A 13,702-nucleotide genomic window follows, 5' to 3' on the forward strand; every position below is an offset into this window, starting at 1 on the left:
ACGACGCCCCGACCCTACTTCCCCGCCCGGGTGAACACCGCCACCGTCCGCGCCGGCACGGTGAAGGTGCCCGATCCGGCCGCGTAGGAGGCGGTCTTCACCACCGCGTCGGCGCCGGAGGCCTGCACCGGGTGCAGCCGGTAGCGGGCGCCGGCCAGGTCGGCGATCTTCTGCTCCTGCCGCTGCGGGGTGGCGTTGAAGACGACGACCAGGTCGCCCAGCTTCATCGTGATCACCCCGGGCGTCTCGTCCTTGCCCGACAGCGGGAAGGAGAGCCGGTCCTGCACCTCCGTGGCCGTGCCGAGCGAGAACGCCTGCTCGGTCGTTCGGATCTTCAGCAGGTCCTGGTAGGCGGCCGAGGCACCGGTGATCTGCGTGCAGCCCACCTTGACCGAGGTCAGCAACGGCTTGGCGTACTCCCACTTGGACTGGTTGTCAGCGGCCACGGGCAGCCCGCGCCCGAAGCCGTTGCCGTCGGCGCAGTTCCAGTGGATGGCGTTGAACCAGTCCCCGCTGTCGAAGGAGTTGCGGTCCAGGGACTTCGAGCGCAGCAGGTCGGTGCCCGCCTGGGAGAGGGCCGGGCCCTGCGAGAGGGCCGCCGTGGCCATCGCCAGGACCTGCATCCGGGCCCGGTCGGCGGCCGGGGTGTCCTTCGGCAGCTTGTAGGTCAGCGCGTCGAAGAGGGACTCGTTGTCGTGCGCGTCCACATAGGCGAGGGCGTCGCCGGGTGCGTCCGCGTAGCCGGCGGGCGAGCCGTTGTAGTCGATCTCGGCGCCGGTGACCTCCTTGCCGTCGGTGTCGGTGAAGCGGTACTTGGCGAGGTTGCCGCTCAGCCCGACCTTGATCAGGTCCTGGTAGTGCAGCAGCCGGGCCTTCTGCTCGTCCGTCGAGCCGTTGGCGGCGGACCCGTTGGGGTCGGTGTACAACCCGGACGCGAAGCCCTGGACGCCGGGGTCGGAGTCGAAGGGGCTGCCGCCGCGCACCGCGTCACGGGCGCGGTCGGAGAAGGTGGCGATGCCGGTGCCGGCCATGTTGGCCTGCGTCGCCTGCACGAAGCGGGCGTCGTTCGCGACCTCGCCGAAGTTCCAGCCCTCGCCGTACAGGATGATCTTCTTGCCGTCGACGCCGTCCTTCTTCAGGGTCAGCGCGTCCAGCGCCTTCCTGACCGCCAGGATGTTGGCCTTCGGGTGGTGGCCCATGAGGTCGAAGCGGAACCCGTCGACCTTGTACTCCTTCGCCCAGGTGACGATCGAGTCCACGACCAGCTTGCCCATCATCGCGTTCTCCGGCGCGGTGTTGGAACAGCAGGTGCTGTTCGCGACGCTGCCGTCGGCGAGGAGCCGCTGGTAGTAGCCGGGCACGATCTGGTCCAGCACGCTGGTGCCGGCCTGGCCGCTGGCCGCCGTGTGGTTGTAGACGACGTCCATGACGACACGCAGGCCGTCCTGGTTGAGCGCCTGGACCATCCTGCGGAACTGGACGGTACGGGCCGTGCCGTCCGGATCCGTGGCGTACGAGCCCTCGGGGACCGTGAAGTGGTACGGGTCGTAGCCCCAGTTGTAGGCGTCCTTCGCGGCGGTCCTGGCCACGCACGCCTGCTGCTGGTCCGAGTCGGCCGGGTAGGAGGCGAGGTCGCAGTCGGGCTTCGCCTGGTCGGCCTTCTTCTCGGGCACGGTGGCGAAGTCGAAGGCCGGCAGCAGATGGACGTACGACGTCCCCGCCTTCGCCAGCGCCCTCAGGTGCTTGGAGCCGTCGCTGTTCTTGTCGGTGAAGGCCAGGTAGGTGCCCTGGTCGTGGGCCGGCACGGTCTTGTCGGCGACCGAGAAGTCCCGGATGTGCAGCTCCTGGATCTGCGCGTCCTTCAGCGGTACGGCCTCGGGCTTGCGCAGGGCCGACCAGCCGTTCGGGGCGAGGGCCCTGTCGTTCAGGTCGACGACGAGGCTGCGACCGGAGTCCGCGGTGAGGGCGACCGAGTAGGGGTCGGTGACCTTGTTGGTGACCGTCTTGCGGACGCTGGGCGCCCAGACCTTCACGACGTACCGGTAGGGCTTGCCCTTCCAGGACGCCGGGCCGGTGACGGACCAGACGCCCGTGGTGTCGTCGCGGTGCATGGCCTTGACCGAGCCGTCCAGCTCCAGCGAGACGCTCTGCGCGGTCGGCGCCCACACCGAGAGGGTCGGCTTTCCGTCGTGGAAGACCGGCCCGAGCGCGGCCTTGGCGGCGCCGGGGTACAGGTCGTCCAGCACGCCGGCGATCTGCACACCGGTCGCGGCCGTCACGGCACCGTTCGCGGCCCGCTGCGAGGCGACGAGCTGACCCTTCAGCGCCTGGCGCACCCGGCCGCGGTCACGCGGGTCGACGGACCAGGCGGTGTAGTCCTTCAGGTACGGGAACTTCGCCTTCTGCGCGTCGGTCAGCGTGGTCTTCGCGAGCCGGATCCAGCGCTCGTCGTCGCTGGTCAGCGTCCCGTCCTTGACGGCGATCGAGCCGTCGAGGGAGTACAGCAGCTGGGTGGAGGCGGCGCCGTCCGCGCCGTTCCAGGCGACGGTGTCCCGGTCGATCCAGATCGCCTTGGAGGTGCTCAGGTCGAGGGCGGCCGAGCTGCCCGCCGGCTGCGGCAGCAGGTACTTTTCCTGGCCGTTCAACAGCCACACCTCGTAGCCGTTCGCCTTGAGGTCCAGCGACTGGTCGGCGGGCAGGTCCTTCTCGTCGCCCTTGTGGACGATGTAGCTGAGGCTGGTGGCACCCTCGGTGAGCGGCACCTCGAAAACCGCGCCATAGGCATCAGTCTTCACCGGCTTCAGCGGGTTCGACCAGTCGGTGGGGTTCGCGGCGCCCGTCCAGACGTGCAGGCCCCAGCCGTCGTAGTTCCCGTCGGCGCGGTGGTAGTGGAGGACCGCCCTGCTCCTGTCCTGCGCCGGGTAGCCGGGCTTCTGCGTCAGTACGTCCGTCTTTCCCTGCTCGACCCAGACCTCACCCGTCTTGGTGACGTCGATGCTCCGGTCGGCGGAGACGTCCTTGTTGCCGTTCTTGTCGATGACCAGGAAGCCGACGTTCGAGGCGCCGGGCTTGAGCTTGACGTAGGCGAAGGCGCCCCAGGCGTCGCGGCCGGCGAAGGGGTGGCTGGCCGGCCAGTTCGTGGCCTCGCCGTCGGCGATGTCGCCCCAGGCGTACAGGCCCCAGTTGTCGTAGTCGCCGTCGGTGCGCTTGTAGTGGACGATCGCGTAGTCACGGGAGGAGGCGGTGGGAGCCGCGGGCGCGGGCGGGGTGCCGGAGGAGCTGCTCGCCGTGGCGCTCGCGGTGTGCCCGGCCGAGTCGACCACGACGGCCTTGTAGCGCAGGGCGGTCCCGGCCGGCACGTCCTTGCCGAGGGTCTGGGTGACCTTGTAGGGGGCGTGGTCGGCGGAGCCGAGCACCTGCCACCTGGCGTTTCCGACCTGGGCGGCGAAGACGACCCGGTTCAGCTGACCGCCGTCGACGTCGGCGCCGGCCTCCACCGTGCCGGTGGCTCCGGCGGCCGGGGCCTTGAGGGTGATCGTCGGCTCCGCGGCGGGCTCGGCGAGGGTGCCGGTCGCCTTGTAGACGACGGCGGAGTCGGCCGGGACGGTGACATCGACCTTGCGGTCCCCGTCGGACTTCACGGAGTCGGTGGCGCCGTAGACACCCCGGTACGCCATGTCCGCCGACCCGGTCGCGAAGGTCGCCGTCCGCGCCGAGTCGGCGTTGTTGAGGGCGACGACGTATTCCTGCCCGGTCTTCGCGTCCGTACGGGTGAAGGCGTAGATGCCGGCGCCGTCGGCCGCGTAGCGCTGGGTCTGGACTCCGTCGGTCAGGGCCGGGTTGGCCTTGCGCAGCTCGGAGAGCGCGGCGATCTGCCGGTACAGCGGTGCGCCCGTGTCGTAGGAGTCGCGGGCGTGGGTGCGGTCGGTGCCGATCTCGTCGTCGTCGAGGTAGTCGGCGACCTTCGAGGCGAACATGGTCTGACGGGCGTCCTTGTCGCCTCCGGAGCCGGTGAAGCCCTGCTCGTCGCCGTAGTAGACGACCGGGTTGCCGCGGCTGAGGAACATCACCTCGTTGGCGAGTTCGTCCTTCTTGAGGATCTCGGCGTCGGTGGCCTTGGGGTTGTCCTGCTTCAGGAAGTACCCGATGCGGCCCATGTCGTGGTTGCCGAGGAAGGTGACCTGCTCGTACGCGTTGGCCCTGTCGGTCGTGTACTTGTAGTCGTCACCGAAGACGCTCGCCAGCTTCTGCGCGCTCGCGCCCTGGGAGGCGTAGGAGCGGGCCGCGTCCTGGAACGGGAAGTCGAGGGTGGCGTCCAGGCGGCCCTGGGTGACGTACGGGGACGTGACCGAGGTGTCGGCGGAGTAGGTCTCGCCGAACATGAAGAAGTTCTTCCGCCCGTGCGCGGCCGCGTAGGTGTCGAGCGCGGTCGCCCACTGGGTCCAGAACTCCATGTTCACGTTCTTGACGGTGTCGATCCGGAAGCCGTCGACGGCGAAGTCCTTCACCCACCGCTCGTAGATCTTCTCCATGCCGTGCACGACCTCGGGACGCTCGGTCCACAGGTCGTCCAGGCCGGAGAAGTCGCCGTAGGTCGCGGACTCGCCGGCGAACGTCGAGTCGCCCCGGTTGTGGTACATCGTCGGGTCGTTGAGCCAGGCCGGTACCTTGGCCTGGCTGGTGACCTGCGGGGTGTACGGGAAGGAGCCGGTGTCGACGGCCGGGAACTTCCTGTTCCCGTCGGCGTAGTCGGCGTCGTCGAAGGGCCTGCCGTCCTCGGTCAGATAGGGGAAGGCGCCCTTGGAGAGGTAGTCGGAGGACTTCTCCTTGTAGTCCACGACGTCGGCGGTGTGGTTGGTGATGACGTCGAAGAAGACCTTCATGCCCTTGGCGTGCGCCTTGGAGATGAGGGTCGTGAGGTCCTGGTTGGTGCCGAAGTGCGGGTCGACCTGGGTGAAGTCGGTGATCCAGTAGCCGTGGTAGCCGGCGGAGGCGTTGCTGCCCGTGCCCTGCACGGGACGGTTCTTGAAGATCGGCGCCATCCAGATGGCGGTGGTGCCGAGGCCCTTGATGTAGTCCAGCTTCTTCGTCAGGCCCTTGAGGTCGCCACCTTGGTAGAAGCCCTTGTCGGTGGGGTCGTAGCCGGTGACCGTGCGGGAGCCGGTCAGGCCGCCCCGGTCATTGGACTTGTCCCCGTTGGCGAAACGGTCCGGCATGACGAAGTAGAACTGCTCGCGGGTGTCGTCGTGCCGGGCCGGCCGGGCGGCGAGGGCCGCGTCCGAAGGGGGCGCGGGCGGGCTGGCGGCGTGCGCGGCCAGTGGCTGGATCAGTGCGGCGGCGAGGGCTGCGGCGGTGAGGGCCGCGGCCCGTCTCGCTCTCGGTATCACAGGCGGTAACTCCTAGCGGATGCGGCTCTCTTGGGTCCGACCCCGCGCGACCGTATCGCCGTCGAAAGGTTTACAGCAAGAGTCCTGAAACCATCGGTAAGGATTTTCAACCCGGATCGGTCCGCACCGCCGTGGGCAGCGGTGCGGACCACCGTCCGGTTCAGCAGGACGACTTGCCGGCGTAGAGCGCCAGCGCGGTGTTCGAGCCGAGGGTGGTGGTGAACTGGCCACTGGAGTTCACCGTCACCGTCGTGTTGTTCTGGACGTTGCAGTACGTGCCCGCGGGGAGCGACGTCTGGTACGTCCTGGTCAGGCTGCCGGACTCGTGATTGATCGCCACGTAGCCCTTGCTGCCCCGGCCGAAGCCGATCGCGTTGTTGCCGTCGTCCCACCAGTTCGTGACCGACTGGCCGCGGGTCGCGTTGCGGAACGCGACCATGCGGATGATCTCCGGCCAGGCGTGCTGGCACTTCCAGCCGTCCTGCCAGCAGGCGTTGACCTGGCCGTTGTTGGGCGGGCCGGCGTCAGCGTCGGACCACTCGTAACCGGAGTTGATGTCCGGGGCGCCGTAGGGCCAGGCGAGCATGAAGACGTTGGCCAGGGTGTAGTTGGCGCCGTCCTTGTAGTTGAGGGTGGAGCCGTTGCGCTCGGTGTCGTGGTTGTCGACGAAGACGCCGGCCACCGAGCTGCTGAGGTAGCCCCAGCCCTCGCCGAAGTTGGTGAGGTAGGCCAGCTTCTCGTTGGTGAAGACGCGCTTGAGGTCGTAGGCGTAGCGGAACTCCTGGACGTCTCCGTTGCCGGTGTACTCGGAGGGCTGGACCGCTTCGTTGGCGCCGTAGATGACCTCCTGTTTCCAGTAGACGGACGGGTTGGTCAGGCGGCTCTTGATGTTGGCCAGGTCCTCGGCGGGGATGTGCTTGGCGGCGTCGATGCGGAAGCCGTCGGCGCCGAGGGAGAGGAGGTCGTTCATGTAGCCGGCGATGGTCTTGCGGACGTACTCCTCGCCGGTGTCCAGGTCGGCGAGACCGACCAGTTCGCAGTGCTGGACGTTCCAGCGGTCCTGGTAGTTGGTGACCTGGGAGGTGCAGTCGTCGAAGTCGGGGTACGAGTACAGGCCCGGGTAGTCGTACTTGCTGTACGTCGAGCCGCCGGTGCCGGTGCCGGTGCCGCTGCCCGCCGACATGTGGTTGACGACGGTGTCGACGACGACCTTCAGGCCGGCCGCGTGACAGGTGTCGATCATGTTCTTGAAGGTGGCGCGGTCGCCGAGGCGGCCGGCGATCCGGTACGACACCGGCTGGTACGAGGTCCACCACTGCGAGCCCTGTATGTGCTCGGCGGGCGGGGAGACCTGGACGTAGCCGTAGCCGGCGGGGCCGAGGGTGGTGGTGCACTCGCGGGCCACCGAAGCGTAGTTCCACTCGAAGAGGACGGCGGTGACGTCCTTGCTGCCGGGCGGGGAGGCCTCGGCAGTGGTCGTTGGGGTCATGACAAGGGCGGCGGCGAGGGCGACCGCCCCGGAGAGGGCTCTGCGTGCCATGTGGGGGTTCCTTCGTCGTTGAAGGCACTTGAAAGGCCGGAAGACCGCTGAAGAGCTTGCTGCAACGTTTCAGCAAACTTGCGGTGACGCAGATGTTAAAGGCCCGCCGCCTGAAAGGCAGCGGGCCGATGTGAAGTTGATGCAAGAAATTTCAGCCGGGCCGTCAGACCGTGGTGAACCAGACCGTCGTGTCGGCGGGCACCTTCGTCTCGTCGTCGGCCTCCGTCACCTCACCGCTGGCGAGCAGCAGACGGCCGTACGCCGGGGTCGTCACCGACTCCCCCGTGGTGTTCGTGACGCAGACGAAGTCGCCGCGCCGGAGGGCGAGGACGCCCTCGGGGGCGCGCAGCCACTCCACCGCGTCGCCGGCGCCCAGGTCGGGGTGCGAACGGCGGGCGAGCAGGGCGGCGCGGTACAGCTCCAGGGTGGAGCCGGTGACGCCGGTCTGGGCCTCCACGCTCAGCTCGGACCAGCTCGCGGGCTGCGGCAGCCAGCTGTCGCCGCTGCCGAAGCCGTACGAGGACCCCTCGCGGGTCCACGGGATCGGCACGCGGCAGCCGTCACGGAAGCCGTCCTGGCCCGCGCCGCGGAAGTACGCCGGGTCCTGGCGCACCTCGTCGGGCAGGTCGACCACGTCCGGCAGGCCCAGTTCCTCGCCCTGGTAGACATACGCCGAGCCGGGGAGCGCGAGCATGAGGAGGGTGGCCGCCCTCGCCCGGCGCAGGCCCAGTTCCCGGTCGCCGGCCGTGCGGATCTGGGTGCCGAGGCCGGGCGGGTTGGCGAAGCGGGTGGCGTGCCGGGTGACGTCGTGGTTGGACAGGACCCAGGTGGCGGGGGCGCCGACCGGGCGCATGGCCTCCAGGGTGCGGTCGATGACCGTACGGAGTTCCTTGGCGTCCCATTCCGTCGCCAGGTACTGGAAGTTGAAGGCCTGGTGCAGCTCGTCCGGGCGGACATAGTTGGCGGTGCGCTCGACGGTCGGGGTCCAGGCCTCGGCCACGAAGATGCGCTCGCCCGCATATTCGTCGAGGATCGTGCGCCACTGGCGGTAGATCGTGTGCACACCGTCCTGGTCGAAGAACGGCATGACATCGTTGCCCAGCAGTTTGAGCTGATCGTGGGAGCCGAGGTCGGGCAGGCCGTCGGCCTTCACCAGGCCGTGGGCCACGTCGATGCGGAAGCCGTCCACGCCCATGTCCAGCCAGAAGCGCAGGATGGAGCGGAACTCGTCGCCGACGGCCGGGTGCTCCCAGTTGAAGTCGGGCTGCTCGGGGGCGAAGAGGTGCAGGTACCACTCGCCGGGGGTGCCGTCCGGCTCCGTCACGCGGGTCCAGGACGGGCCGCCGAAGATGGACTCCCAGTCGTTGGGCGGCAGTTCGCCGTCCTTCCCCTGGCCGGGGCGGAAGTGGTAGCGCTCGCGCAGCGGGGAGCCGGGGCCCTCGGCCAGGGCGCGCTTGAACCACTCGTGCTGGTCGGAGGAGTGGTTGGGCACCAGGTCCACGATGATGCGCAGGCCGTGCGCGTGGGCGTCGCGGATCAGCGCGTCGGCGTCGAGCAGGTTGCCGAACATCGGGTCGACGGCGCGGTAGTCGGCGACGTCGTAGCCCGCGTCGGCCTGCGGGGAGGCGTAGAAGGGGCTGAGCCACACGGCGTCGACACCGAGGTCACGCAGATACGGCAGGCGGGAGCGCACGCCTTCCAGGTCGCCCATGCCGTCGCCGTTGCTGTCGGCGAAGCTGCGTGGATAGACCTGGTAGATGACGGCGTCCCGCCACCAGTCGCGGCGGCGGTCGGCGACGGCGGCTGCGGAGTGGTGGGCCGGTGCGGCGGGGTGCTGCTGGCTCATGGCGTCCTTGGGAGGTAACGGTGTTCGGGTCATGGGCGCGTGGGTACGGCGGCGGAGGCGGGCCGAAGCGGGGTGCGGGGCGGCCGCGGTGACAGCGGGGTCGGATGGGCACCGCGGCCGCCTGCCCGCGCAGTGAGGCGCGCGGGAGCCCTGGGCGGAAAGGGACTCAGCCCTTGGTGCCGCCGGCGGTGAGGCCGGTGACGAGGTTCTTCTGCACGAGGTAGAAGAACACGGACACTGGTATCGCGATCAGCACCGCGGTGGCGGCCATGTAGTTCCACTCGGCGTCGTGCTCGCTGACGAAGGTCTGCAGGCCGACGGCGAAGGTGTACTTCGAGTCGTCCAGCAGGAAGGTGGTCGCGAAGGCGACCTCGCCGACGGCGGTGATGAAGTTGTAGAAGGCGGCCACGGCCAGGCCCGGGCGGGCCAGCGGCAGGATCAGCCGGAAGAAGGTGCCGAAGGGGCTGAGCCCGTCCACGCGTCCGGCCTCGTCGATCTCGAAGGGGATGGTGTCGAAGTACCCCTTGAGTAGCCAGGCGCTGTACGGCACGGCCGTCGTGCAGTTGATGATGATCAGCGCCCAGTAGGTGTCGATGAGGCCGAGCCGGCTGAAGATCTCGTACATCGGCACGATCAGGATGGCGATCGGGAAGGCCTGCGTGAGGAGCAGGACCCACATCAGCTGCTTGTAGCCGGGAAAGCGCATCCGGGAGACCGCATAGCCGGTGGTGGCGGCGACGAAGACACCGATCAGGGTGGTGCCGAGGGCCACGATCATCGTCGACTTGAACCAGTCGAAGAAGCCGGTGTGCTCGAGGACGTAGCTGTAGTTGGAGAAGGAGAGCTTCTTCGCGATCCCGCCCGGGTGCAGGTAGTCCTCTTTGTCCGGGCCGAGGGACAGGTAGAACAGCCAGGCCACCGGGGCCAGGGCGATGAGGCTCGCCACGGCGAGGCCGCCGTGCAGCAGGGCGGCACCGAGCGGGCCGCGCTCACCGCGCCGGCGGACCGGGCGGATGCGCGAGGCGGTGAGGACCTGCGGGGTCACCGGGCGTCCCGGCTCGATCTCGGAGGTTGTCGTGGTGCTCATGGTGGCGGCTCCTGCGGCGTCAGACGGCGAGCTGGTCATTGCGCTTCAGCCAGCGGAAGTAGAAGGAGGTGAAGACGGCCAGGATCGACAGCAGCAGCACGCCGTACGCGGCGGACTGGGCGAAGTCTCTCGGCTGCTGGCCGAAGCCCAGCTCGTAGGCCCAGGTGACGAGGATCTGGGCGTCCGGGGCGGAGTTCTTGCCGAACAGCAGGAAGATGATGACGAACTGGTTGAAGGTCCAGATGATGCCGAGCAGCACGACGGTGGAGCTGACCGAGCGCAGGCCGGGCAGGGTGACGTGCCGGAAGCGCTGCCAGGCGCTCGCGCCGTCCATCTCGGCGGCCTCGTAGAGCGAGGAGTCGATGGACTGCAGGCCGCCGAGCAGCGAGAGCATCATGAACGGCACACCGCACCAGGTGTTGACCATGATCGCGGCGAACCGCTGCCAGAAGGTGTCCTCCAGCCACTGCGGCTGGGGCAGGTGCAGAGCGTGGAGGATCTGGTTGAGCACGCCGGAGTCGGCGAGCATGATCCGCCAGGAGAAGACGGTGACGAAGGTCGGCACGGCCCAGGGCAGGACCAGCAGCAGCCGGTAGAAGGTCCGCCCGCGCAGCTTCTGGTCGAGCATGAGCGCGAGGCCGAGGCCGATGGTGTAGTGCAGGAACACACAGGCGGCGGTCCAGAAGACCGTCCACAGGAAGTGCGACCAGAACCGGTCGTACGAGGTCGGGCCGAACAGGATGTCCTTGTAGTTGTCCAGGCCGATGAACTTGTAGGTGGCCGCGATGTGGTTGACGCCGATCGTCCGCGCCGAGTTGAGGCTGTTGGCGTCGGTCAGGGTCAGGTAGACGCCGCGGATCAGCGGATAGACCACGATGACGGCGAGCACGACGACCACCGGGGCGATCATCGCGTAGGCGTACCAGTGCTTCTGGTACCCGCTCTTGATGCGCTGCCCCAGCCCGGGCCGAGGCGCGCGGTCACCGCGGCGCTTGCCGGACGCGCGGTCGATGGCGACTGTCATGGTTCGACACCTTCAAAGGATCAAGGAGTTGGGCTGGGCACAGGCCGGTGGCCGCCGGATCCTTCCCCCCCTTCTCGTGCAGGGAGGATCCGACGGCCACCCGGGCATCACTTGCTGAAGTCGGGCACCAGCTTGGCGATGGCCAGTTCGGCGTTGCTCAGGCCGGTGTTCAGCGACTCCTTGCCGCCGGCGATCTTCGGCAGCTCGGTGTCGAGCGGACCCCACAGCGAGCTGTACTCGGGCAGGGCCGGGCGGGGCTGGGCGGCGGACAGGACGCCCTGGTAGCCGGCGATGCCGGGGTCGGCCTTGACCTGGGCGGTGTAGGCGTCGGAGCGGGTGGGCAGGGTGGAGTTCTTCAGGGCGATGGTCTCCTGCGAGGAGGCCGACGTCATGAAGTTCACGAACTTCAGGGCCGCCGCCTGGTGCGCCTTGTCGGAGCCGGCGTAGACCGCGAGGTTGTGGCCGCCGGTCGGGGCGCCCGCCTTGCCGGTGGAGCCTGCCGGGACGGGGGCGATGCCGAGGTTGGACTTGTCCGTGAAGGCGCTGCCCTTGTAGAAGTTGGTGATCTCCCAAGGACCCTGGACGATCATGCCGACCTTGCCGTTGACGAACGCGTCCTGGATGTGGGCGTAGGCGTCGGCGGTGGTGTCGGCCTTGTGCAGGCCCTTGCCGGAGAACAGGCTCAGCCAGGTGCCGTAGGCCTTCTTGGCGGCCGGCGAGTCGACCGTGATCTTCTTGGCGCTCGCGTCGACGGTGTCGGTGCCCTCGCCGTAGAGGAAGGGCATCCCGTAGTAGGCCTGGGTGGAGCCCCAGTAGCCGTCCTGGCCGGTCTTCGCCTTGATCTTGGCGGCGTCGGACTTCAGCTCGTCCCAGGTCTTGGGCGCGTCGGTGATGCCGGCCTTCTTGAACAGGGCCTTGTTGTACACGAGGGCGAGGGTGTCGGTGACCAGCGGCACGCCGTAGGTCTTGCCCTCGTACTGGGCCTGCTTGATCAGGTTCGGGTTGAACTTGGCCTGGTCGGCGAGGGCCTCGGTGCCGTCCAGCGGCAGGAAGTAGCCCTTCTTGGCGAAGGCGGGGGTCCAGCCGACCTCCGAGCGCAGTACGTCCGGGGCACCACTGGCGCCGGCGGCGGTGTCGAACTTGTTCTGCGCCTGGTCGAAGGGCACGTCGACGTACTTGACCTTGATGTTCTTGTTGGCGGCCTCGAACTTCTGGACCAAGGCCTTGTACGTCGGCGACTCGTTGGTCGCGTTGGAGGTGTCCCACCAGGTGATGGTGACCGGGCCGTTCGACTTGCTGTCGCTGCTCCCGCCGCCGCAGGCCGTCGCCGCGAGGGCGAGGGACGCCACCAGCGCGGAGGCCGCTATGCCACGCCGCATGAGTTCTCCTTGAGGGTTAAGCCCGTCTGATGCAGGAAGCGGTCCCGCCCGCTTCCTGCCGTCTTGCCGACTGCGCCGTTGCGGCCGCCGGGCGACCAGGAACGTAACAGCGATGTAAGCGTTGCGAAAGGTCTTGCAGAAAAAAAGTGCAAGAGGCCACGATGGTTATCCGCCCGTGACCTGTCGTCGATCCCCGCGCAACCGCGATCGAAGCCGTTGGGCGGCCCGGCCGACACTTGTGAAAGACTCTGCAAGCTCTTGCCGCAACGACTTCGAGGGAGCGCGATGACGCAGCAATCCACGGCGGGCCGCTCGGCCGCGCGCGCACGGCGTCCCGTCGGTGTGCAAGGCACGGTGCGGCCGGTACAGTCCGGTGGCGTGACCACACGGCTTGCCGACATCGCAGCGCAGGCGGGGGTGAGCGAGGCGACGGTCAGCCGGGTCCTGAACGGGAAACCGGGCGTCGCCGCCACCACCCGCCAGTCCGTGCTCGCCGCCCTGGACGTCCTCGGCTACGAGCGTCCGGTACGGCTGCGCCAGCGGAGCGAGGGCCTGGTGGGCCTCATAACGCCCGAGCTGGAGAACCCGATATTCCCTGCCCTCGCGCAGGTCATCGGCCAGGCGCTGACCCGGCAGGGCTACACCCCGGTGCTCGCCACCCAGACCCCGGGCGGGTCGACGGAGGACGAGCTGACGGAGATGCTCGTGGACCGCGGGGTGGCCGGGATCATCTACATCTCCGGACTGCACTCCGACACCACCGCCGACATGCAGCGCTACGAGCAGCTGCGGGCCCAGGGCGTGCCGTTCGTGCTCGTGGACGGGTTCTCGCCGAAGGTGCAGGCGCCGTTCATCTCCCCCGACGACCGCGCCGCGATGACCCTCGCGGTGACCCACCTGGTCTCGCTCGGGCACACCCGGATCGGGCTGGCGCTCGGGCCGAAGCGGTTCGTGCCGGTGCAGCGCAAGATCGAGGGCTTCGTCCGGGCCGTGCAGGACCAGTTGGGGCTGAGCGCCGAGACGGTCGAGACCGAGCTGATCCAGCACTCGCTGTACACCCTGGAGGGGGGTCAGGCCGCCGCGACCGCGCTGATCGACCGGGACTGCACGGCCGTGGTGTGCGCCAGCGACATGATGGCGCTCGGTGCGATACGGGCCGCCCGGCAGCGGGGCCTGGAGGTGCCCCGGGACGTGTCGGTGGTCGGCTTCGACGACTCGCCGCTGATCGCCTTCACCGACCCGCCGCTGACCACGGTCCGCAAGCCGGTGCCGGCGATGGGGCAGGCCGCGGTGCGCACGTTGCTGGAGGAGATCGGCGGGACGCCCGCACCGCACAGCGAGTTCGTGTTCATGCCGGAGCTGGTGGTGCGCGGTTCGACCGATTCCGCCCCGAGTGACCGCGGTCGCGGCTGATTGCGGGGCGTACGGCACGGGAATCG

Annotated in this window: 7 protein-coding genes; 1 reads left to right on the forward strand and 6 read right to left on the reverse strand. The window is 68.8% G+C overall.

Going from position 1 to position 13,702, the window contains the following annotated elements:
- Positions 1 to 14: 14 nt before the first annotated feature.
- The 6 genes from pulA to ABZ919_RS35695 all read right to left on the reverse strand — a co-directional run bounded on the left by pulA (position 15) and on the right by ABZ919_RS35695 (position 12,263).
- Entirely contained in the window at positions 15 to 5,387 is a 5,373-nt protein-coding gene (pulA, locus tag ABZ919_RS35670) for a pullulanase-type alpha-1,6-glucosidase (protein ID WP_361256481.1), read from the reverse strand.
- A gap of 160 nt (positions 5,388 to 5,547) precedes the next feature.
- A complete protein-coding gene (locus ABZ919_RS35675; protein WP_361256484.1) occupies positions 5,548 to 6,927 on the reverse strand; it encodes an alpha-amylase family protein in 1,380 nt (459 codons plus the stop codon).
- A gap of 163 nt (positions 6,928 to 7,090) precedes the next feature.
- Positions 7,091 to 8,773, reverse strand: a complete 1,683-nt coding sequence (locus ABZ919_RS35680) for a glycoside hydrolase family 13 protein (RefSeq protein WP_361256487.1) — start codon at positions 8,771 to 8,773, stop codon at positions 7,091 to 7,093.
- Between the two features lie 166 nt (positions 8,774 to 8,939).
- The gene (locus ABZ919_RS35685; protein ID WP_361256490.1) at positions 8,940 to 9,860 is read right to left on the reverse strand and encodes an ABC transporter permease subunit; all 921 of its coding nucleotides are present in this window, start codon (positions 9,858 to 9,860) and stop codon (positions 8,940 to 8,942) included.
- Positions 9,861 to 9,879: 19 nt separating this feature from the next.
- Entirely contained in the window at positions 9,880 to 10,884 is a 1,005-nt protein-coding gene (locus ABZ919_RS35690) for a sugar ABC transporter permease (protein WP_361256493.1), read from the reverse strand.
- A 107-nt stretch (positions 10,885 to 10,991) separates the two neighbouring features.
- Entirely contained in the window at positions 10,992 to 12,263 is a 1,272-nt protein-coding gene (locus ABZ919_RS35695; RefSeq protein WP_361256496.1) for an extracellular solute-binding protein, read from the reverse strand.
- Positions 12,264 to 12,641: 378 nt separating this feature from the next.
- On the opposite strand from ABZ919_RS35695, the gene ABZ919_RS35700 reads away from it, so the two are divergent.
- On the forward strand, positions 12,642 to 13,676 hold the full coding sequence (locus ABZ919_RS35700) for a LacI family DNA-binding transcriptional regulator (protein ID WP_361256500.1): 1,035 nt from the start codon (positions 12,642 to 12,644) through the stop codon (positions 13,674 to 13,676).
- The last annotated feature ends 26 nt before the right edge of the window (positions 13,677 to 13,702 follow it).

This window comes from Streptomyces sp. NPDC046759, assembly GCF_040645475.1.
Taxonomy (GTDB): Bacteria; Actinomycetota; Actinomycetes; order Streptomycetales; family Streptomycetaceae; genus Streptomyces.

What these genes read in the sequence shown, in the direction of transcription:
- ABZ919_RS35680 (WP_361256487.1), bottom strand. Translation starts at nt 8,773, where the DNA reads ATGAGCCAGCAGCACCCCGCCGCACCGGCCCACCACTCCGCAGCCGCC.
- ABZ919_RS35685 (WP_361256490.1), bottom strand. Translation starts at nt 9,860, where the DNA reads ATGAGCACCACGACAACCTCCGAGATCGAGCCGGGACGCCCGGTGACC.
- ABZ919_RS35690 (WP_361256493.1), bottom strand. Translation starts at nt 10,884, where the DNA reads ATGACAGTCGCCATCGACCGCGCGTCCGGCAAGCGCCGCGGTGACCGC.
- ABZ919_RS35695 (WP_361256496.1), bottom strand. Translation starts at nt 12,263, where the DNA reads ATGCGGCGTGGCATAGCGGCCTCCGCGCTGGTGGCGTCCCTCGCCCTC.
- ABZ919_RS35675 (WP_361256484.1), bottom strand. Translation starts at nt 6,927, where the DNA reads ATGGCACGCAGAGCCCTCTCCGGGGCGGTCGCCCTCGCCGCCGCCCTT.